The sequence below is a fragment of the Pantoea coffeiphila genome (assembly GCF_016909495.1).
GTDB lineage: Bacteria > Pseudomonadota > Gammaproteobacteria > Enterobacterales > Enterobacteriaceae > Erwinia > Erwinia coffeiphila.
This window is the reverse complement of the sequence record NZ_JAFBFW010000001.1, coordinates 51,665-73,238: the sequence shown is the minus strand read 5'-3', so window position 1 is coordinate 73,238 and position 21,574 is coordinate 51,665. Positions and strand designations below refer to the sequence as shown.

The 21,574-nt window shown below is 54.1% G+C and carries 20 protein-coding genes and 1 pseudogene; 10 read left to right on the top strand and 11 right to left on the bottom strand.

All coding sequences use genetic code 11. The features are described 5' to 3' along the window. The first annotated feature begins 105 nt into the window (after positions 1-105). The 4 genes from pabB to JOE09_RS00335 all read left to right on the top strand — a co-directional run bounded on the left by pabB (position 106) and on the right by JOE09_RS00335 (position 5,460). Positions 106-1,476 carry an aminodeoxychorismate synthase component 1 gene (gene pabB / locus JOE09_RS00350; protein WP_205064380.1) on the top strand — a complete coding sequence of 457 codons (1,371 nt, stop codon included), beginning with the start codon at positions 106-108 and terminating at the stop codon, positions 1,474-1,476. Continuing rightward, positions 1,463-2,050, top strand: coding sequence for a CoA pyrophosphatase (locus JOE09_RS00345; RefSeq protein ID WP_105594150.1), 588 nt, complete (start codon positions 1,463-1,465; stop codon positions 2,048-2,050). The genes pabB and JOE09_RS00345 overlap by 14 nt, the downstream gene beginning before the upstream one ends. A 170-nt stretch (positions 2,051-2,220) precedes the next feature. After that, a complete protein-coding gene (sdaA, locus tag JOE09_RS00340) occupies positions 2,221-3,585 on the top strand; it encodes an L-serine ammonia-lyase (RefSeq protein ID WP_200543871.1) in 1,365 nt (454 codons plus the stop codon). Between the two features lie 312 nt (positions 3,586-3,897). Then, on the top strand, positions 3,898-5,460 hold the full coding sequence (locus JOE09_RS00335) for an EAL domain-containing protein (protein ID WP_205064379.1): 1,563 nt from the start codon (positions 3,898-3,900) through the stop codon (positions 5,458-5,460). 31 nt (positions 5,461-5,491) lie between these two features. Here the strand turns inward: JOE09_RS00335 and JOE09_RS00330 are convergent, their stop codons facing one another. Next, positions 5,492-7,057: a TerC family protein gene (locus JOE09_RS00330; protein WP_205064378.1), complete on the bottom strand. Its 1,566-nt coding sequence runs from the start codon at positions 7,055-7,057 to the stop codon at positions 5,492-5,494. Between the two features lie 570 nt (positions 7,058-7,627). Between JOE09_RS00330 and manX the strand changes: the two genes are divergently transcribed. The 4 genes from manX (at position 7,628) to JOE09_RS00310 (ending at position 10,827) form a co-directional block, all read left to right on the top strand. Further along, positions 7,628-8,587 (top strand): PTS mannose transporter subunit IIAB, encoded by a 960-nt coding sequence (gene manX, locus JOE09_RS00325; protein WP_205064377.1) that lies wholly within the window; start codon positions 7,628-7,630, stop codon positions 8,585-8,587. Positions 8,588-8,643: 56 nt separating this feature from the next. Next, the gene (locus JOE09_RS00320; RefSeq protein WP_205064376.1) at positions 8,644-9,444 is read left to right on the top strand and encodes a PTS mannose/fructose/sorbose transporter subunit IIC; all 801 of its coding nucleotides are present in this window, start codon (positions 8,644-8,646) and stop codon (positions 9,442-9,444) included. Between the two features lie 15 nt (positions 9,445-9,459). Next, a complete protein-coding gene (locus JOE09_RS00315) occupies positions 9,460-10,302 on the top strand; it encodes a PTS mannose transporter subunit IID (RefSeq protein WP_105594156.1) in 843 nt (280 codons plus the stop codon). Between the two features lie 66 nt (positions 10,303-10,368). Beyond that, entirely contained in the window at positions 10,369-10,827 is a 459-nt protein-coding gene (locus JOE09_RS00310) for a DUF986 family protein (protein WP_205064375.1), read from the top strand. Here the strand turns inward: JOE09_RS00310 and rlmA are convergent. The 5 genes and pseudogenes from rlmA to JOE09_RS00285 form a co-directional block, all read right to left on the bottom strand. Further along, a complete protein-coding gene (gene rlmA, locus JOE09_RS00305) occupies positions 10,808-11,662 on the bottom strand; it encodes a 23S rRNA (guanine(745)-N(1))-methyltransferase (RefSeq protein ID WP_205064374.1) in 855 nt (284 codons plus the stop codon). The two genes, JOE09_RS00310 and rlmA, sit on opposite strands and share 20 nt — an antisense overlap. Before the next feature lie 167 nt (positions 11,663-11,829). Next, positions 11,830-12,039: a transcription antiterminator/RNA stability regulator CspE gene (gene cspE, locus JOE09_RS00300; RefSeq protein ID WP_001062678.1), complete on the bottom strand. Its 210-nt coding sequence runs from the start codon at positions 12,037-12,039 to the stop codon at positions 11,830-11,832. After that, a pseudogene (locus JOE09_RS00295) lies at positions 12,026-12,195 on the bottom strand (DUF2627 domain-containing protein). Before JOE09_RS00295 ends, cspE begins: the two are co-directional and overlap by 14 nt. Before the next feature lie 518 nt (positions 12,196-12,713). Beyond that, the gene (locus tag JOE09_RS00290) at positions 12,714-13,718 is read right to left on the bottom strand and encodes an MBL fold metallo-hydrolase (RefSeq protein WP_205064373.1); all 1,005 of its coding nucleotides are present in this window, start codon (positions 13,716-13,718) and stop codon (positions 12,714-12,716) included. Positions 13,719-13,742: 24 nt separating this feature from the next. Further along, complete coding sequence (locus tag JOE09_RS00285) at positions 13,743-14,018, bottom strand: YebO family protein (protein ID WP_200543885.1); 276 nt, start codon at positions 14,016-14,018, stop codon at positions 13,743-13,745. 238 nt (positions 14,019-14,256) lie between these two features. Between JOE09_RS00285 and JOE09_RS00280 the strand changes: the two genes are divergently transcribed. Next, positions 14,257-14,493, top strand: a complete 237-nt coding sequence (locus JOE09_RS00280; RefSeq protein WP_200543887.1) for a YobH family protein — start codon at positions 14,257-14,259, stop codon at positions 14,491-14,493. Positions 14,494-14,542: 49 nt separating this feature from the next. Here the strand turns inward: JOE09_RS00280 and kdgR are convergent, their stop codons facing one another. Then, on the bottom strand, positions 14,543-15,334 hold the full coding sequence (gene kdgR / locus JOE09_RS00275; RefSeq protein ID WP_205064372.1) for a DNA-binding transcriptional regulator KdgR: 792 nt from the start codon (positions 15,332-15,334) through the stop codon (positions 14,543-14,545). Between the two features lie 188 nt (positions 15,335-15,522). Between kdgR and JOE09_RS00270 the strand changes: the two genes are divergently transcribed. Further along, the gene (locus tag JOE09_RS00270; RefSeq protein ID WP_205064371.1) at positions 15,523-16,902 is read left to right on the top strand and encodes an MFS transporter; all 1,380 of its coding nucleotides are present in this window, start codon (positions 15,523-15,525) and stop codon (positions 16,900-16,902) included. A 190-nt stretch (positions 16,903-17,092) separates the two neighbouring features. Here the strand turns inward: JOE09_RS00270 and htpX are convergent, their stop codons facing one another. The 4 genes from htpX to JOE09_RS00250 all read right to left on the bottom strand — a co-directional run bounded on the left by htpX (position 17,093) and on the right by JOE09_RS00250 (position 21,554). Next, positions 17,093-17,974 (bottom strand): protease HtpX, encoded by an 882-nt coding sequence (htpX, locus tag JOE09_RS00265; RefSeq protein ID WP_205064370.1) that lies wholly within the window; start codon positions 17,972-17,974, stop codon positions 17,093-17,095. A 213-nt stretch (positions 17,975-18,187) separates the two neighbouring features. Then, the gene (prc, locus tag JOE09_RS00260) at positions 18,188-20,233 is read right to left on the bottom strand and encodes a carboxy terminal-processing peptidase (RefSeq protein WP_205064369.1); all 2,046 of its coding nucleotides are present in this window, start codon (positions 20,231-20,233) and stop codon (positions 18,188-18,190) included. Positions 20,234-20,252: 19 nt separating this feature from the next. Continuing rightward, a complete protein-coding gene (gene proQ, locus JOE09_RS00255; RefSeq protein ID WP_205064368.1) occupies positions 20,253-20,957 on the bottom strand; it encodes an RNA chaperone ProQ in 705 nt (234 codons plus the stop codon). Between the two features lie 96 nt (positions 20,958-21,053). Further along, a complete protein-coding gene (locus JOE09_RS00250) occupies positions 21,054-21,554 on the bottom strand; it encodes a GAF domain-containing protein (RefSeq protein WP_205064367.1) in 501 nt (166 codons plus the stop codon). Positions 21,555-21,574: the final 20 nt, after the last annotated feature.

The following is a 21,574-nucleotide window of genomic DNA, read 5'->3' as shown; positions in this document are numbered from 1 at the left end:
AGTGCTCGTGCGGCGCGGATTATTTCACGGGTGACAAAGAGATGCCAGCGGCAGAAAAATATGCCAGGCTTGCACCCCTGTAACGGATCACCCTGCTGAAGAATTATGCTGCCTGTTCTACATTCACTGAAGTATACGCCGGATGCCGTCGAGCATCAGTTTGCCGCTCTGGCACATCTGCCCTGGGCAATGCTGCTGCACTCCGGCTTTGCCGATCACAGCGACAACCGCTTCGATATTCTGGTCGCCGATCCGTTCTGTACGCTGACAACTCGCGGTGAGCAGACCGCCATCGATGAAAACGGCACAGTCAGCCATTCCGTTGAGGACCCGCTCACCCTGCTTGCTGCGAAACTGGGGCGTGCTGCGATGCAGGCCACACCGCGTGATGATTTACCGTTCCAGGGCGGTGCACTCGGACTTTTCGGCTATGACCTTGGCCGCCGGTTCGAAACGCTTCCCGAACTCGCCGAGAGTCAGTTAACCACACCGGATATGGCCGTTGGGATCTATGACTGGGCGCTGATCGCCGATCATCATCTGCAAAGGCTGACGCTGGTTGCTTACGGTGATATCAAACAGCGTCTCAGCTGGCTTGAGGCTCAACGCCCCGCAGCGGCAGAACCGTTCCGGCTGACCGGCGGCTGGCAGGCGAATATGTCGCGCGAAGAGTACGGTGAGAAATTCCGTCAGGTGCAGCAGTGGCTGCTTTCCGGGGACTGCTACCAGGTGAATCTGGCGCAACGCTTCCAGGCCCGCTATCAGGGCAGTGAATGGCAGGCATTTGTCCGCCTTTGCCGCGCCAATCGCGCGCCGTTCAGCGCCTTTATTCGCCTGCCAGACAGCGCGATTCTCAGCCTGTCGCCCGAGCGTTTCATTCGTCTGCAGAACGGTGATATTCAGACCCGTCCAATCAAAGGCACGCTGCCGCGACTCGCCGATCAACAGGCCGATCGCGAGCAGGCAGCCAGGCTGGCCAACTCCCCGAAGGATCGCAGTGAAAATCTGATGATCGTTGATTTACTGCGCAATGATATTGGCCGGGTTGCGGTGCCGGGCAGTGTCAAGGTGCCCGAACTGTTTGTAGTGGAGCCATTCCCGGCGGTGCATCATCTTGTGAGTACCATTACCGCGCGGTTGAAAGCGGGGCTGTCAGCCTGCGATCTGCTGCGTGCCAGCTTCCCTGGCGGTTCGATAACCGGGGCACCAAAAGTTCGCGCAATGGAAATTATCGAAGAACTTGAACCACAGCGTCGTAACGCCTGGTGCGGCAGTATTGGCTACCTCAGCGCCTGTGGAAATATGGATACCAGCATCACTATCCGCACGCTGATTGCCGAACAGGGGAATCTCTACTGTGCTGCAGGTGGCGGTGTGGTAGCCGACAGTGACGAAGCCGCGGAGTACCAGGAAACCTTCGATAAGGTCAACCGTATTTTGCCCTGTCTGGAGGAGCCAGTGAATGAGCAGCAGTAACCCTCATCTGCAACGCTTTTTGTCGCGCTTTATTCTACAACCGCCGCCGTCAGAAAATATAGCCCTGCCGCGCCGTCAGGCGGCAGTGCTGGTGCCGATCGTCGCTCATCCCAATCCGACCCTGCTGCTTACGCGACGTGCCGCCACGCTGCGTAAACACGCCGGTCAGGTTGCCTTCCCCGGCGGTATGCGTGATGCAGAGGATGAATCGCTGGTGATCACCGCACTGCGCGAAGCCGAAGAGGAGGTCGCGATCCCGCCGAAGGCCGTAGAGGTGATCGGGGTATTGCCGCCGGTCACCAGCAGCACCGGATTTCAGGTCACGCCGGTGGTGGGCATTATCCAGCCCGGCCTGCGCTGGCAGCCTAACGAGGGGGAAGTTGAATCGGTGTTCGAAATGCCGCTGGAAGAAGCGCTGCGTTTGAGTCGCTATACCCCACTGGACGTGCATCGTCACGGGCTTCATCACCGCGTCTGGCTCTCCTGGTTTGATGACTATTTTATCTGGGGGATGACCGCCGGAATTATTCGCCGCCTGAGTCTTCAGGTGGAAAAAACCACACAAATCGACTAAAATACAGCCTCATATCGGTCTGAAATTCATCTTTGCCTTATTTTTAACTGCTTTTTTGCAGGATGACGATCCAAATCACTGCAAGGCGGCGGCTTTTCATTTATATTTCACCCAATTCATCTTATTTGTGAGCATCGTCCAGTGAGTAATCTTGTTAAGGAGCGTATAGCGTGATTAGCGTTTTCGACATGTTTAAGATCGGCATCGGCCCGTCGAGTTCCCATACGGTTGGTCCAATGAAAGCCGGCAAACAGTTTGTCGACGATCTGCTGGCCAGCCGCCAGCTATCCTCCGTTACTCGCATTGCGGTGGACGTCTACGGATCGCTGTCGCTGACCGGAAAAGGCCACCATACCGATATCGCCATTATCATGGGGCTGTCGGGTGCTTCACCGGAAAGCGTCGATATCGACAGTATTCCGGCGTTTATTCGTGATGTGGAAGATCGTCAGCGTCTGTTGCTGGCTAACGGTGCCCACGAAGTTGATTTCCCGCGCGAAGGCGGCATGGTGTTCCGCAGCGACAACCTGTCGCTGCACGAAAACGGTATGAGTATCCATGCTTATGCTGGCGATCTGAAAATCTACAGCAAAACCTACTACTCGGTGGGTGGCGGCTTTATCGTTGATGAAGAGAGCTTCGGTAAAACCGCGCTGAATGAAGTATCAGTACCCTACCCGTTTAACTCAGCCAAAGAGATGTTAAACCACTGCCAGCAGACCGGACTTTCCCTCTCCGGAATGGTGCTGAAAAACGAACTGGCAATTCACTCCCGCGCGGACATCGAACGCTATTTCTCCGATGTCTGGCAAACCATGCGCGACTGTATCGATCGTGGTCTGAATACCGAGGGCGTGCTGCCGGGTCCGCTGCGCGTTCCGCGCCGTGCCTCCGCGCTGCGCCGTCTGCTTGTTTCTTCCGACAAGCTTTCCAGCGATCCGATGAACGTCATCGACTGGGTGAATATGTTTGCTCTTGCGGTTAACGAAGAGAACGCTGCCGGTGGACGTGTGGTAACCGCACCCACCAACGGTGCCTGTGGCATCGTCCCTGCGGTGCTGGCCTATTACGATCATTTCATTGAGTCGGTCAGCCCGGATATCTTCACCCGCTACTTTATGGCCGCGGGCGCGATCGGCATTCTGTATAAGATGAACGCCTCGATTTCCGGTGCCGAAGTCGGCTGCCAGGGGGAAGTTGGTGTCGCCTGCTCCATGGCGGCAGCCGGTCTTGCCGAACTGCTGGGTGCAAGCCCGGAGCAGGTGTGTGTGGCGGCGGAAATTGGTATGGAACACAACCTGGGTCTGACCTGCGATCCGGTTGCCGGACAGGTTCAGGTGCCGTGCATCGAGCGTAACGCCATCGCCTCAGTCAAAGCTATTAACTCTGCCCGCATGGCGATGCGCCGAACCAGCGAAGCTCGCGTGTCGCTGGATAAAGTTATCGAAACCATGTACGAAACCGGCAAAGACATGAATGCCAAGTATCGCGAGACCTCACGCGGTGGCCTGGCAATCAAAGTTCAGTGCGACTAATCAAATCTGACGTAAGTGTTTGAGAACCTGTCCTGATTCGCTTTTTCGTCAAGTGCCAAAATTAGTACCAAAATTAACTAAGCGCCATCTACCGGATGGCGCTTTTTCTTTCCTATACTTCAAAATAGTTTAGCTGGCGGCTATCCCCAGATTAAGGAAACGGCTAGAGTGTCTCGGCGCGTTCTGTGAGAGTAAGTTCCTGTTTTTGAGACATTCCGCTTTTCTCTTCAGTGCTACTAAACTAAATGTCTGTTTTGCCCATTAACGGTGTTCAATCTCTGTATACGCGACTGGCTTATAGGATGGTTACTAATGCAAATGTCCCAGGAAGTCTTAGGACAGTTTCGCCGCAAGCGATTGCTTATCGCGGCGGTCGTTGCAGCACTGGTGCTCATTCTGACCTTAACCTTCAGGTTTGTGGAAGAAAAGAACCGCATAGAACAGCAATCTCACAGCTTTGCTAATAACGCCATTCAGCGCTTTGACCGCATGTTTTCCCCTCTGGATGTTGCCGCCGATAACGCCCTTGCCTGGGTCGGTACCGACTGTGGGCTTATCCGTTTTAAACTGATTGAGAAACTGGCCGTCCTGCAAACTGTCAGGTCGATCCTGCTGGTTGATAACGATCGTATCTACTGCTCAAGTATCTTCGGTCCGTCAGATCTCGCCTTCAGTAGTAATTATCCCGAACTTTTGGTGAAAAATCAGAGGATGCAGCTGGCGGTAGATGAACATTTGCTTAAGGGTTCACCGATTCTGCTACTGTGGACGCCAAGTAATGAAGACAACCGTGCGGGTGTTTTACAGGTCATTAATATTGAACTGATGACCAGCTATCTGCTGGAACCCACATTACCCTGGGTTGAGCGGGCAATACTGAACGTCGGCAGTCAGAGCCTTGAATACGGCAACCCGCTGATTGAACCCGCCACGCCTGCCGAAGATCAGGTCACTATCGTCGAATCCTCCCTGCGTTATCCTTATTCAATTACTCTTTTCGGGCCCTCGCCTTCGCGGCTGGCGCTGATAACCGTGCCGTCACAGCTGCCGCTCGCGCTGCTGCTCAGCTTGCTGATGGGTTATATCGTCTGGCTGGCCACCGCAAACCGTATGAGTCTGTCCTGGCAGATTAGCTATGGCATTACCGCGCGCGAATTTATGGTTTACTGCCAGCCGCTGATCAATGCCCGTAACGGCCAGTGCGACGGCATTGAAATGCTGCTGCGCTGGCACAATCCGCGCCAGGGATGGATACCGCCGGACGTTTTCATTCCGCTGGCCGAACGCCAGAATCTGATCGCTCCGCTGACCCGATTTGTAATCAGTGAAACGGTGAGACATTTGCCCGACCTGCCGATGCGTTCCTCATTCCATATTGCGATAAACGTCGCCGCCAGCCACTTTCGCGAGCGGGCGATTATTGATGATTTACAACGCCTGTGGTGGCCGGCGAATCCCCAGCCGCAGCTGGTGGTGGAGTTGACCGAGCGCGATTCACTGCCCGTTGTCGACCAGCGAGTGGTTTCTCATCTGCATAAGGTCGGGGTTAAGCTGGCGATCGATGATTTCGGTACCGGGCACAGCTCACTGTCCTATCTGAAAACGCTGAGCCCTGACGTGCTGAAAATCGACAAGGTCTTCACTGCGGCCATCGGCACCGATGCAATAAATGCCACGGTGACCGATATGGTGATTTCACTGGCCCAGCAGCTGAATATCGGACTGGTAGCCGAAGGTGTTGAAACGGCGGAACAGGCAGAGTACCTGCGCGAACGCGGAGTGGATGCATTGCAGGGTTATTACTATGCACGGCCGATGCCATTAGGGGATTTTCCGGCCTGGCTGGCTAATCACAAAGCTTTCTGCCCGGCATAAAAAAGGCCGGGTTTCCCCGGCCTGTTCAACGTTAACCTTCTTCTTCGTCGTGCTCGTTGCGTTCACGCGTCACGCGTACCAGATCAACGCGGTAATCTGTCGCTTCGATAATCTGGAAACGCAGCGGCGGCATCTCGAATACCTCACCCGCTTTTGGCAGCTGGCCCTTCTGGGCAATCAGCAGACCCGCCAGCGAGGCATGGTCATCTTCCGGACGAACCAGTTCCTGAGTATCGAACAGCTGCTGAAGCGAGTGCAGATCGGTACCGCCTTTGACCAGCCAGCCGTCACCATCGGCGATAATATCCGGGGTTTCATCTTCATCCGGGAACTCACCGGCAATCGCTTCCAGCACGTCCAACGGCGTCACCAGCCCCTGTACCACACCAAACTCGCTGGTGACCACGACAAAGCTGCCTTTGGCACGGCGCAGCACACTCAGCAGGTTGAGCGGGTCCAGCGTTTCCGGAATGATAATCGGCGGCGTTGCGGAGGCAAACGTGGCCACATCCACACCGTGGTCCAGCGCCACCAGCAGCTCTTTCGCCCTGACTACGCCAACAATTTCATCCAGTTCGCCGCGACATACCGGGAACAGGCTGTGTGGCGTATCCAACAGCTGCATGCGGATTTCTTCCAGCGGGCGTTCAATATCAACCCACGAAATGTCACCGCGCGGCGTCATAATGCTGCGAATGGAACGGGAGGCCAGAGTCAGAACGCCGTTGATCATATAGCGCTCTTCATCCTTAAATGCTTCCTGCGGCATGATCGCTGCCACTTCACTGCTTTCGCTACCGCTGTTCTCAGTACTATTACGACGGCCACCCATCAGACGCTGTATCGCCTCAGCGGTACGCTCGCGCATCGGCCTTCTGGCCTGATGACGCATAAAGTTATGGCGTGCTATCTGGTTAAACAGCTCAATCAGAATCGAGAAGCCAATCGCCGCATACAGGTAGCCTTTCGGAATATGGAAACCAAAGCCTTCCGCCACCAGGCTGAGACCAATCATCAGCAGGAAGCTCAGACACAGCACCACCACCGTCGGGTGCGCGTTAACGAAGTTAGTTAACGGCTTGGAGGCCAGCAGCATCACGCCCATGGCGATAATCACCGCCGTCATCATCACCGCCAGGTTATTGACCATGCCCACGGCGGTGATCACCGCATCGAGGGAGAAGACGGCATCAAGAATAACGATCTGTACCACAACCGCCCAGAAACTGGCGTATCCCCGGTTTCCACCGTCATTATGCTCGCGGTTTTCCAGCCGTTCATGAAGCTCCATCGTGGCCTTGAACAACAGGAACAGTCCCCCGAACAGCAGAATCAAATCCCGCCCCGAGAAACTAAACTCACCGATACTGAACAGCGGACGCGTCAACGTCACTATCCACGAGATCAGCGACAGCAGGCCCAGGCGCATAATCAGCGCCAGCGACAGTCCGATCAAACGCGCTTTGTCACGCTGCTTAGGCGGCAGCTTGTCGGCCAGGATAGCAATGAACACCAGGTTATCAATGCCCAGTACGATTTCAAGAACAACCAGCGTGAGCAGACCCGCCCAGATCGAGGGGTCTAAAAGAAATTCCATGACAGACTCCGGAAAAAGGATCGAGAAAACGCAGCAGACGTTCGGCTGAGCGTGCGGCATGAATTACGGCGAGTAGAGGCAGAGATGACGTCAGAAGACGTTGAAAGCGATACCGGATAGCCCGGCGGCATGATTAAGCAACTTCGGTGACAGTCCATAGGGAGGGCTGAGGCCCGTTACTCCTGTATTAGAAAAGGATCACTACTCTAGCAGCAGAAACATTGCCGTCAAAATGGTTTCTTACACTTGGCTGGCATCCTTGCAGAACTTTACGCTTTGCTGACCGCGCGTATTTATCAATTACGGTCTAAATTACTGAGCAAGGTCACATAATTTATTTTTTCACGTACTAAAATAAATCGCGTTAACTGGTGTGTTAAGCGTGCCATTGCAAGTTTACCGGCACGAAGTAGAAAAATAAGTGTGACCTCTTTCATGCTGAATCACGCAAATACCTTAAGTATCCGACGTTGGCGAAGATTAAATTTCGGATAGTCAGGGTAGTGATCGGCTGAGCCTCGCGCGGCTTGAACTCCAGAGAGCCGTCGTCAACTGGATAAGGAGTAGCAAGTGACTATTGCTATCATCATCGGCACACACGGCTGGGCAGCGGAACAGCTGCTGAAAACGGCCGAAATGCTCCTGGGTGAGCAGGATAACGTCGGTTGGATCGACTTTGTCCCGGGGGAAAATGCAGAAACGTTAATCGAAAAGTATCAGGCGCGAATACACGACCTCGACGTGAGTCAGGGTGTGCTGTTCCTGGTTGATACCTGGGGCGGTAGCCCGTTTAACGCCGCCAGTCGTCTGGTAGTTGATAAGGAACATCACGAAGTCGTTGCCGGGGTGAATATCCCGATGCTGGTCGAAGTGCTGATGGCCCGCGATGACAATCCGTCCTTCGACGAGCTGGTCGCGCTGGCGGTTGAAACCGGCCGCGAAGGCGTCAAAGCGCTCAAAGCCAAACCACCTCAGGCAGCCCCGGCACCCACTGTTAAAGCTCCAGCTCCCCCGTCTGCCCCACTGAAACCCGGCGAACATATGGTGATTGGTCTGGCGCGTATCGATGACCGCCTGATTCACGGCCAGGTCGCCACCCGCTGGACCAAGGAAACCAACGTCACGCGCATCATCGTGGTCAGTGATGAAGTGGCCGCCGATCACGTACGTAAAACGCTGCTGACCCAGGTTGCTCCTCCCGGTGTGACTGCACACGTGGTGGATGTCGCGAAGATGGTCCGCGTGTGGAACAACCCGAAATATGCCGGTGAAAAAGTGATGTTGCTGTTTACCAACCCGACCGATGTCGAGAGGCTGGTGGAAGACGGTGTTGGCATTACCAGCGTCAACATCGGCGGAATGGCGTTCCGCCAGGGGAAAACCCAGGTGAACAATGCCGTATCGGTGGATGCAAAAGATATTGAGGCGTTTAACAAACTCAACGCGCGCGGAATAGAACTGGAAGTGCGTAAAGTTTCCAGCGATCAGAAACTGAAAATGATGGATCTGATCGCCCGTCTGAATCAGTAGCCCGTGGCCTGAAAGTTCAGGTTGAACTCCGTTCTGTATCTAAGAGGAAAAGTGTAATGGAGATTACCACGCTGCAAATTGTTCTGATATTTATCGTCGCCTGTATTGCGGGCATGGGCTCGATCCTCGATGAATTTCAGTTTCACCGGCCCCTGGTGGCCTGTACATTAATCGGTGCGGTTTTGGGTGATATCAAAACCGGGATCATCATCGGCGGTACGCTGGAGATGATCGCACTGGGCTGGATGAACATCGGTGCTGCGGTTGCACCGGATGCGGCTCTGGCTTCCATCATCTCAACCATCCTGGTCATTGCCGGCGGTCAAAGCGTCGGAGCCGGTATTGCGCTGGCGATTCCGCTGGCTGCGGCAGGCCAGGTGCTGACCATTATCGTTCGTACCATCACCGTCGCCTTCCAGCACGCAGCGGATAAAGCCGCGGAAAAAGGCAATCTCACCGCCATATCCTGGATACACGTTTCGGCACTGGTTCTGCAGGCAATGCGTATCGCCATTCCGGCATTGATTGTGGCGATTTCGGTCGGCACCAGCGTGGTCCACGACCTGCTGAACTCAATTCCTGAGGTGGTAACCAACGGCCTGAACATCGCCGGTGGCATGATCGTCGTTGTGGGTTACGCGATGGTGATTAACATGATGCGCGCGGGCTACCTGATGCCGTTCTTCTACCTTGGCTTCGTAACGGCCGCATTCACCAACTTCAACCTGGTGGCACTGGGCGTTATCGGCGTGGTCATGGCCATCCTGTATATCCAGCTGGCACCAAAATATAACCGCGTTGCCGGTGCGCAGGCTGCGGGCCCGGTAAACAACGACCTTGATAACGAACTCGATTAAGGAAAGGTGAGAAAAATGGTTGAGACAACAACACAGAAGAAACTGACTCCCGGTGATATCCGCGGGGTGTTCTTACGCTCAAACCTGTTCCAGGGTTCGTGGAACTTCGAACGTATGCAGGCGCTGGGCTTCTGCTTCTCGATGGTGCCGGTGATTCGCCGCCTCTATCCCGAGAATAATGATGACCGCAAACAGGCGATTAAACGCCATCTGGAGTTCTTCAACACCCATCCATACGTAGCGGCTCCGGTGCTGGGCGTAACCATGGCGATGGAAGAGCAGCGAGCCAATGGTGCGCCGATTGACGATGCGGCCATCAACGGCATCAAAGTTGGCCTGATGGGACCGCTGGCAGGCGTAGGCGATCCGATTTTCTGGGGCACGGTTCGCCCGGTATTCGCGGCGCTCGGTGCAGGGATCGCCATGAGTGGCAGCCTGCTGGGTCCGGTACTTTTCTTCGTGCTGTTTAACCTGGCTCGTCTGCTGGTGCGCTACTACGGTGTGGCCTACGGCTATCGCAAAGGGGTAGATATCGTCAGCGATATGGGCGGTGGCTTCCTGCAGAAACTCACGGAGGGCGCGTCGATACTCGGCCTGTTTGTCATGGGGGCGCTGGTTAACAAGTGGACGCATGTTAACGTGCCGCTGGTGGTGTCGCGAATCACCGATCAGACCGGCAAAACCACCGTCACCACAGTGCAGTCAATCCTCGACCAGCTGATGCCTGGACTGATCCCGCTGCTGCTGACCTTCGGCTGTATGTGGCTGCTTCGCCGTAAAGTGAACGCGCTATGGATTATTATGGGCTTCTTTGTTATTGGTATCTTTGGCTACTGGGTTGGCCTGCTCGGCGTCTGAGCCTGACCTTCAGCACCATTAACTTCGAGGGCCAGCACAGTCTGGCCCTTTTTTTCGGACGGGATTATGCAACTGACTGATTACCTGATTTTGCTGTTTATTGTTCTGATTTTGCTCTATGCCATTTACGACGAGCTAATCATGCCGCGCCTGAATGGGCCAACGCAGCTGAAAATTTTGCTTCAGCGGCGTACCAAGCTCGACAGCATAATATTCATCGGTCTGCTGGCTATCCTGCTGTATCAGAATTTACGCGTGCAGGGCCCTCAGCTGACAACGCTGTTGCTTTTGGCGCTGGGTGCAATGGCAGTATGGCTGTTTTGGGTCCGCGCGCCGAAGCTGCTGCTAAAGGAGCACGGATTCTTTTTTGCTAACGTTTTTATCACCTGGGACCGTATCAGCGCGATAAATTTGTCTGAGGATGGTGTGCTGGTGATTACGCTGGAAAATCGCCGCCTGCTGGTCTATGTTCGCAAGCTGGACGATCTGGAGACAATCTACAAATTTATGCTGGAGAGTCGCTAACGGCGGTTTCCCCATCATCCTGCCGCTGCCACAGCCGCAGGGTGAAATCCGTCTCGCAGGCAAACTCAGTGGTGGTGGCGAGTATCCCCCACACTTCAGGCCGGGCGCGCCACGCAAACGGCGTCATTTGCAGCAGCGCTGCGGACTCTTCACTGTTTAGCGTCATCGAATACCCCAACGACTGCTCCTCGACAAGCGTAAATCCAGGCATCTCTTCCGGCGTGTTGTCATGCAGTTTCACATCCTGATAAATCAGTGCCTTAAACTGCATTAAGTGGCGCGGGCCTGGCGTCACGGTCAGCACGTATCCCTGCGGCTTAACGACTCTTGCCAGTTCAGCGGCTTTACAGGGCGCATAAATGCGCAGCACCGCATCAAACTGATTGTTACCAAACGGCAAACGGTGGCTGGACGCCACGCAGAACTCGACGTTGCCGTAACGCTTAGCACCGTAGCGGATGGCAATTTTCGCCACATCCAGCCCGTAAACCAGCGCCTGCTCGCGTTCTTCCTGCAGCCGGGTGGCGACTGCCTGAGTGTAATAGCCCTCGCCACAGCCAATATCCAGCACGCTCAGGGTGCTGTTCGGTAATGCTGCATCCAGCATATCGCACACGCGCTGTTGCAGCGGCTGGTAGTGCCCCGCATCAAGGAAGTTACGCCTTGCCTGCATCATCTCAGCGCTGTCACCGGGCTGTTTCGAACGCTTGTGCTGCACCGGCAGCAGATTGATATACCCCTCTTTTGCCAGGTCGAACTGATGCTGGTTCTCGCAGCGCAAAACGCGTTGCTGAGCGAATAAAGGCTGTTGGCAAAGGGGACACAGGTAGGACATAACAACTCTCCGCGATCAAGGACGGCGGCAGTGTACTTGAAAGTGTGCCGCAGCGGCAGTACTTCTTGCCGCAAACAAAAAAGCTCTGCCATTGCTGACAGAGCTTTAGTATTCAGATTTCAGACTGCACTACGCAATAGGGCGTTGGTGACAGCCTCAAATCGAAATCAGATAGCGGTAACGTTCACAGCAGCAGGGCCTTTCTGGCCGTCCTGAATTTCGAACTCAACGTTCTGGCCTTCAGCCAGAGTTTTGAAGCCGTTACCCTGGATTGCAGAGAAGTGTACGAACACATCTTTGCTGCCGTCAGCAGGAGTAATGAAACCAAAACCTTTAGACTCGTTGAACCACTTAACCTGACCTTTAATCTTTGCCATTTTGCAAATTCCTTAGAGTGTTTATTAGCCCGTAGGCCTGACGTACAGAAAAACCAGAGACATTACTGCATGAGGCATTAATTAAGGCTCGGCAAGGAAGCGGTATTCAACGTCAACGTCTTTACTCAGAACTTCTTTACTGAAGATGCCACACATAAACAGAACTGTACCTCGTTTTACTCAAATGCGTTTATCACATATCCGCTAATTAATGGCAAGTTATTTTTAGGCAAGCATTGATATGTCGCACACAATTGAAACAGCAAACGAGGTAAATGTCACTTTTATGCCAGCACACCCGTCAATGCTGCACATATTTTCATCCCCAGTAAACCCAGAGGCAGCATGGGCTTCAGCCACATAAAACGCTGCCAAATAGCGGGCATAATACGATAATAAACTGCAAGTATTACGTAATTATGGCAAAGTATTGTTAAATAAAATCTATGGGCCTCAATGACTTTTTCACCACTGTAGCCCTGACGTCGACTTACAATGTACCACTTGTTTCATCCCATAATTAGGCTGCACCAAAAACAGGAGATTCGCGACAACCCTGCCCCATTTAAAGGCATTTCAACAAGTTTTTAAATTAACCTTATTTTTTCAATTTAATTACGCTATTAGACGCGGCTCTCATTATTAGCTATTACATATAGAAAAATACATTAGGATTAATCTTGACATATATTGTTGAGCAATACTCTGGAGCCTATTCGCCACGCCTGAAAACGCTCTGCCGTCAACCCAACTTGCGCTAATGCCTGCTGCAAAACCTGCGGTGGTTCATCCAGTGACTCATCAGCCAGTTCAAATACGCCCCAGTGTATCGCTACAGTCTGCGGCTGCCCCATCGCCTGATGAAGTGAAACGGCCTGATCGGGGTCCATGTGCTGCCCCCGCATGAACCATTTTGGTGCATAAGCCCCAATGGGCAATGCTGCCAGATTAAAGGGCCCCAGCCTGTTGGGGATCTCGAGCAGACGATCGGAGTATCCACTGTCGCCGCTGAACCAGAAGTTCAGTCGCGGGTGTGTCACCACCCAGCCACACCACAAAGAACGGTTGCGGTCACGCAGCGAGCGCATACTCCAGTGGCGGGCGGGGACGGCATGGACGGTGACTTCTCCCAAACGGGTGCTTTGCCACCAGTCAAGCTCCTCAACGTGAGCCGCCCCAAGGCGTGTAAACCATTTCGCCAGCCCCAGCGGCACCACAAATCGTACATCAGGAAAGCGACGAAGAATTTTTTTGATGGTCGGTCGATCAAGATGATCGTAATGGTTATGGGAAATCAGCACGCTATCCAGCGAGGGCAAATCACCAATCGCCAGCGCAGGGGGCGTTTTACGCTGCGGCCCGGCAAACGGCAGCGGTGAAGCGCGCGACGAGAGTGCCGGATCGATCAGCGTATAGCGCCCATCAAGGCGCAACAGCAAACAGGCATGCCCCAGCCACCACACGGCATCTTCGCTGCCGCTGAGATCGGCTGGCTGCCACCACTGGCGTGTAAACTGTTCATATCCCGCTGCCGGCGGTTTAGGCAAGCCCTGCGCCTTTCTCTCACGTCGCCAGCGTTGCAAGTCCCCCGGCTGTCGCAGTTCGGGTTCCGGATTACAAAAACCGTCGGGGGTATGGTGAGAAAGAGCAGGATCGTACCAGGGATTTTTCCAGGCCATTGCGTTCACCTTATTGCTGCAGAATTAACGCTCCGGGATCATACGGATAAAGTCTTTTTCGGCATCGTCTTCCGGTGCCGGCTCCGGCTGCGCCTTGTCTGCGGCATTCTCGGTGAGTTTGCGCAGCAGTGCGTTCTGGCGTTTCTGCTCTTCAAGTAACGCTTCCAGCAGCTGAATCTGCTGATTGGCTCGCACGCTGGCGCGATTGACAAAAAACCACACCACCAGACCGATGATAACCAGTGCCATGATCAGCGCGGTCGATGTCAGCCCCTGCACGTCATTTACCATTTCGTTCATACCAACCTCAAAACTGAATTTACGCCGCCGATTATCCGGCGACACTGCGGCTGTAGATTCTACCCGCTGCCACGCCAATTGATAGCTACCTCACAAAATTTACGCAGCCGCTGCGCAGAATAAGACGAGATGTTTCAGTATCCTCTTATCGCTTTGTGAGGCATGTCGCGGCATGCTGAATAAGCAGCGCCCTGATGTCCGGGCCAGGCTGCTGATAAACAACAATAAAGGGGATAGCATGAAAGTATTGACGCGACTCATTGCTCTACTGGTGATTATCTGGCTGGCCATGCTGGTTACCGGCTATGGCGTATTAACCGGCAGCAATAAGAACGTGGCGGGAATGGGCCTGCAGTGCCAGTATCTGACGGCGCGCGGCGTCGTGATTGCGCAGTATCTGCACACCGACAGCGGAATCATCGGCGTGACCGATTGCCCTCTGCTCAGAAAAAGTATCGAAGTCGTCGACAACTGAAATCAGACGGGCCGACCTGTCGTCGGCCCGCAACGCAACATACCGCAGCTTAAAATGGATAGTTGTGATAACCCAGCTGGGAAGAAATCGTCTTAGCCGCCCGGTGCAGCATTGAGACATAGTGCTGCTTATTCTCTTCTGCAAAGCGAATCGTCGGGAAAGAGATGCTCAGCCCGGCGATAACCACGCCAAAGCGGTCAAATACCGGCACAGCGATACAGCGAATCCCTTCTTCCTGCTCTTCATTATCTTCACCAAAGCCCTGCGATCTGACGCGATCGAGTGCGGATAGCAGCTCATCCACCCCGTTCAGCGTTTTGGCCGTACTAAGAACGAACTCCACATCGGCGAGGATTTCGCGCACCTCATCATAATGTCGCCACGCCAGCAGCACTTTGCCAATGGCCGTGCTGTAGAGCGGATTGCGTCGGCCAATACGCGAGTACATCCGCAGATTGTAGAGCGAGTCAATCTTATGGATATAGACAATACTGTCCTCTTCCAGCGCGCCCAGGTGGATGGTTTCCCGGGTAAGGCGGGAAATCTCACGCATCTGAATATCGGCGCTGCGGATCAGATCGACGTTTTGCAGCGCTTTTGCTCCCAGCTCAAACAGTTTCAACGTCAGAGCATATTTTTCCGATTCGCCTTCCTGCGACACATAGCCCAGCGTTTTCATGGTCTGCAAAAAGCGGTATACGGTGCTTTTCGACATCATCACCCGCTGGGACAGCTCGGTAATACCGTTTTCCCGCTCTTCTCCCAGCGCCTGCAAAATACCAAACACTTTCATCACCGAAGAGACGGCATCCGGTTGCTTATCTGAATCGGTACTGGCCATTGCGCTTTACCTTTGTGTTTTATAAAAAATGGAACGCTATTTCCAGTATACGTACCGCCTTACGGTGCCGCAACGGCAGCCGCCGAGATGCCGACACATCCGGTGATAGTTTTCAGTCGTTTACCTCTGGCAAAAATCGCAAAAAGCATTAGCATGGTAATATTCACCTCTTACATTACTTCCTCTCTATGTCTGCAACTTCTGTTAACGACGGGCTTCCCGTTCCGCAGCGTTACGGTGCGATTTTGGCTATTGCGCTGGGCATCACCGTCGCCGTGCTGGATGGTGCGATTGCCAACGTCGCCCTGCCTACCATTGCTCGCGAACTTAATGCCAGCCCGGCTGAGTCAATCTGGATTGTGAACGCCTACCAGCTGGCAATCATTATCTCTCTGCTTTCACTGTCTTTTATCGGCGATATGATCGGCTATCGCCGTGTCTATCAGTGTGGTCTGGTGCTGTTTACCTGTACTTCCGTGTTTTGCGCGCTGTCCGACTCGCTGACCATGCTAACCATTGCACGCGTGCTACAAGGCTTCGGCGGCGCGGCGCTGATGAGCGTCAACACCGCGCTGATCCGCATTATCTACCCGCAGCGACACCTGGGTCGGGGCATGGGCATTAACTCGCTGATTGTGGCGGTCTCCAGCGCGGCAGGCCCCACGGTGGCTGCGGCAATTCTTTCCGTCGCCTCGTGGAAATGGCTGTTCCTGATTAACGTGCCGGTGGGTATCGCCGCGCTGTGCCTTGCCCTGCGCTTCCTGCCCGACAATCCGCAGAAATCGCAGGGCCAGCGCTTTGATATCCCCAGCGCGGTAATGAACGCCCTGACCTTTGGCCTGCTGATCTCGCTGCTGAGCGGCTTTGCCCAGGGGCAGAACGGCACGCTGCTGCTGGTGGAACTGGTGCTGCTGCTGATTATTGGTACGCTGTTTATTCGCCGTCAGCTGCGCCTGCCGTTCCCGCTCCTGCCGGTCGATCTGCTGCGCATCCCGATTTTTGCGCTGTCCCTCGGGACCTCTATCTGCTCCTTCTGCGCGCAGATGCTGGCAATGGTTTCGCTCCCGTTTTATCTGCAAAACGTGCTGGGCCGTAGTGAAGTATCAACCGGACTGTTGCTGACGCCCTGGCCGCTGGCCACGATGGTGATGGCACCGATTGCCGGACGACTAATTGAGCGGGTGCATGCCGGCCTGCTCGGCGCAATTGGCCTGGCGATGTTTGCCAGCGGTCTGTTTGCGCTGGCGCTGCTACCCAACGCGCCTGCGGATGCCGATGTGGTGTGGCGGATGATGCTGTGCGGAGCGGGCTTTGGGCTGTTCCAGTCGCCGAACAATCACACCATTATCTCTTCCGCACCGCGCAACCGCAGCGGCGGAGCCAGTGGGATGCTCGGCACCGCTCGTCTGCTTGGGCAAACCAGCGGCGCGGCACTGGTCGCGCTGATGTTTAATCTGTTCGCCAACCACGGAACGCATTTTTCCCTGCTGCTGGCGGGCAGCTTTGCCACCGTTGCCACAGTGGTCAGTGCACTGCGTATTCGTCAGCCGCGCAGTGTTCACGGATAAAACCGCGCGGACCCGATACCAGCGTTCAAAAATGACCCGACGACACATCGTTTGCCCATAAAAAAAGCCACTGTCGTATGAACTGCCCCCTTGTCGTTGGATGTCCAACTTTCAGAGGGCAGTGCAATACAGACGGTGGCTTTTTTACTCACTTAGCAGCGCGACCGAAAGGGCCAATGCTGCCGGAGAATTACTTCAGATATTCACCGGTGCGCAGCGCTTCAATACGCTTATCCAGCGGCGGATGCGACATAAACAGCTCGCTCAGCGACTTGGATTTGCCGTTGATGCAGAAGGCCATCATGCTACTGGCTTCCTGCGGCTCATAGCTGGTTTTCAGACGCTGTAGTGCAGCAATCATCTTCTCGCGGCCGGCCAGACGCGCCGCACCGGCATCGGCATGGAACTCACGGTGACGAGAGAACCACATGGTGATAATGCTGGCCGCAATACCGAACACCAGTTCCAGCACCATCGATACGGCAAAATAGACCAGCGGGTTACCGTTGCTGCTTTCCTCATTGTCGCGATTCCCGGAGAGGAACCCGGCTGCAAGCTGGGCCAGAATGCGCGAAATAAAGATCACAAAGGTGTTCACAATGCCCTGGATCAGCGTCATGGTCACCATATCACCGTTGGCAATATGGCTCACTTCGTGGGCCAGAACCGCTTCGGCCTCATCGCGGCTCATGTTCTGCAACAGCCCGGTAGAAACCGCAACCAGCGAGGCATCGCGGCGCGCACCGGTAGCGAAGGCGTTGATGTCAGGCGCGTGATAAACCGCAACCTGCGGCATAGCAATACCCACCTGCTGTGCCTGACGGGCAATCGTGTCGATCAGCCAGCGTTCAGTTTCGTTGCGCGGCTGCTCAATGACTTCACCACCTACGGAACGAAGCGCAATCCATTTCGACATCAGCAATGAAACGAACGCACCGCCGAAGCCAAACAGACCCGCCATAATCATCAGGCCCATTACACTGCTTGACTGGATCCCTGTCAGGCTGAGGATCAGCCCGAAAACCACCATAACGCCCAGGTTGGTTAACAGGAAAAGAGCAATACGCATCATATGATTTAATCTTCCTCGGTTATTTACTCACTGTACACAGGGGTACAAAGGTGTATCGATATCGTAAGGTCAACGCAGCACATTTCAAGCCCCGCGCGCGGTTAAGTGTTTAAAAAAACATAACTTTACATTATTGGCGGGTTTTAAATGCAGTTACTGACGCAGCGTATACACGGATAAAAAAAGGCACAGCATTTGCTGTGCCTGTTGGTCTTAGTTGACCGCTGCCGGTGTGACCGCGGGCTGCTGTTTTTCCAGCTGGGCCAGGTCATTGGCAATTTTGACCGTTTCATCAAGATACGGGTCGGGCTCTTTATAGTCCTTAGGCAAATCGTCCAGCTTAGCCAGCGGTTTTTTACCTTCCGTTTTCAGTCTGGCGTTGATCCGCTCAAGGCGCAGTGCATCATCTTCACGGTTCTCTTTTTCGCGCTCGGCCAGATTAAGCGAAATAATATTACGCTTATCCTTGTTGGCATTGAAGCGAGCGATATCCTTGATGATGTACTGGAACTCAGCATCTTTCGCAATGCGGTCCTGGTGATCTTTCAACAGCTGCGGTTCCAGCGGCTTCAAATCGCCAATCTTGGTGTAGGTTGCGGCATTCACGCTATCCCACGGCAGCGCGTTGTCCTCAAACTTCTCACCGGTTTCAATGGCTTCTACGCCAGTTGGCATCAGCAGATCAGGCGTCACACCTTTACGCTGCGTGCTGCCGCCGTTGATACGGTAGAACTTCTGAATGGTGTACTGTACGGAACCCAGCGCAGGCCATTCAGGCCGCAGCATCTGATCGTAAATGCGATTCAGAGAACGGTACTGCTGTACGGTGCCCTTACCGAATGTCGGTTCGCCGACAATCAGTGCACGACCGTAGTCCTGCATTGCCGCAGCAAAGATTTCCGACGCAGAGGCGCTGAAGCGGTCAACCAGCACCACCAGCGGCCCTTTGTAGTAGGTAATACCGTCGTTATCGCTGTCTTCACGCACCTTGCCGTTATTGTCACGCACCTGAACGACCGGGCCGCCTGGAATAAACAGACCAGAGAGTGAAACCGCTTCGGTCAGTGCACCGCCGCCGTTGGTACGCAGATCAATCACGATGCTGTCAACGTTCTGCTTCTGCAGTTTTTGCAGCTGCACTTTCACGTCGTCGGTCAGGCCCACATAGAAGCCTGGAATATCCAGCACGCCGACTTTCTCTTTACCGACGTTGTGCACGGACATTTTCACCGCACGGTCTTCAAGACGGATTTTCTCACGCGTCAGAGTGATGATTCGGGTTTTTGTCCCCTTACCTGCCGGCAGCACTTCCAGGCGAACTTTACTGCCCTTCGGTCCTTTGATCTGCGCAACAACGTCGTCCAAACGCCAGCCGATAACGTCCACGATCGGTTTACCCGGCTGACCGACGCCAACGATACGATCGCCAACGGTAATAGCTTTACTTTTCGCCGCCGGGCCACCGGCCACCATGGAGTTGATTACCGTGTAATCATCGTCCATTTGCAGCACAGCACCGATACCTTCCAGAGAAAGGCTCATCTCGGTGTTAAACTGTTCGGTATTGCGCGGGGAGAGATAGTTGGTGTGCGGATCGATTTCATGAGCAAAGGCGGTCATCGCCAGCTGGAAAACGTCTTCGCTGTTGCTTTGCGCCAGACGACGCTCGGCAAACTGATAACGCTTGGTGAGAACCTCACGGATCTCTTTCTCATCTTTGCCGGTCAGCTTCAGGCTCAGCTCATCATATTTGACCTTGGCATCCCACAGCGCATTGAGTTCGTCGGTGGTTTTCGGCCAGGCGGCCTTGCTGCGGTCAATATCGATGGTGTCGTTACCGGTGAAGCTCATCGGCTTATTAAGTACCGACAACGCATACTGATAACGCTCAAAGCGGCGTTTCTGAGTCAGATTGTATAAATCGTAAAAGACAGAAAGCTGGCCGGTTTTTAATTCTTCACCCAGTGTTGTTTTTTTATCCGCGTACTGTGCAATGTCAGACGCTAACAACACGTTGTGGCTGTAGTCGAGCAGGTTCAGATAGCGATCGAAGATTTTTGCTGAAAAATCTTTGTCGAGATCGAACTGACGATAGTGTGAACGGGTAAAGCGCGAGGTCACACGTTCGCTTACGGTAGCGTGTTGGGCTTCCTGATGCAGCTGCGGGATCTGATCGGCGCGGGTAATATTATCCGCGGCGTAGAGGTTACCTGCAAACAACAGGCCCGCAATGATGGTGCTTTTAAAAAGAGTGTTCATGCCCTGATTAGCCTCCGTATCAGAACTGCAAGTGTTCTGCGCGTACTATCATTGCCAGGCCGGAAGCCAGCTGTACCCGAACGCCATCTTTGGTGATTTCAAGAATGGTCGCATCCATGGCATTTTTGCCCGCGGTAACTTTAATGCTCTGGCCGACTTGCAATGCTGAGGTGTCGGTAACGGGTTTGCTACGCGACGGCTGACGCTCTTCACGTGCAGCGGCGGCTGCCGGAGCAGGAGCGCGGTCGGCCTGCGGGCGGGCAGGTTTGCTACGCGGCTTGCGCGGCTGCTCACCTTCGGCTGCTGGCTTACGGGCAGGCTTGCGAGGACGACGCGGAGCGGTTTCTTCACCGGCTTCACGTTTTTTCGCCTGCTGCTGCTCGCGCTGCGCCTGAACGCGTGCTTTCGCTTCTTCAAGCTGTTTACGGGCATGTTCAACATGCTGCTCATCGAGCTGTCCACAGGCATTACCGTCCAGATCCACACGGTCGGCACCGGCTTTAATGCCGTACAGGTAACGCCAGCTGGAGGTATAAAGACGCAGTGCAGAACGAAGCTGAGTTTTGCTTAAACCCATTTCACCCTGAACGCGGTCAACTAAATCCTGAAAGATCCCAATCTTTAATGGGCGCGCTTCGCCTTCAGCGCTAAAGCACTGAGGGAAACGCTCTGCCAGAAAGGCAATTACTTCTTTAGTACTGTTCAACTTAGGTTGATTTTCCATGAAATTTCCTGATTACAACGGGTTTGCCAATCAGCGCAGGCATGAACAGGCGTCATTATAATGACCCCATCGACAATTGCTACGTGATCCAGCGCTTTAGGTGCGTTTCATGCGAATAAATTTTTCCACATCGGTGCCGGCCAGCACCTCGCATAGCCCGTCAGTTAAGGCTTTCAGCCCAATTTCATCCTCATTATCGAAACGGTTATACTCCACGCTATCGATATCTAACACGCCAATAACGCTACCGTTAACCACCAGAGGCAGCACAATTTCAGCATTACTGGCGGCGTCACAGGCGATATGACCGGGGAAAAGATGCACATCATCAACGCGCTGCACGGCGTTTTCCGCTACCGCCGTTCCGCAAACGCCACGCCCCACGGGAATGCGCACGCAGGCGATTTTTCCCTGGAAGGGACCCAGCACGAGGGTATTTTCTTCCGTTAACAGATAGAAACCGGCCCAGTTAACCCCATCAAGACGTTCAAACAGGAGTGCGCTACAGTTACCCATGGCGGCCAGGAAGCTGGTTTCACCCGTCAATAAGGCACGCATATCCCGATTAAGGTCGGTATAGAATTCTGTTTTTGTCATTGTTTAACCATTATTAAATC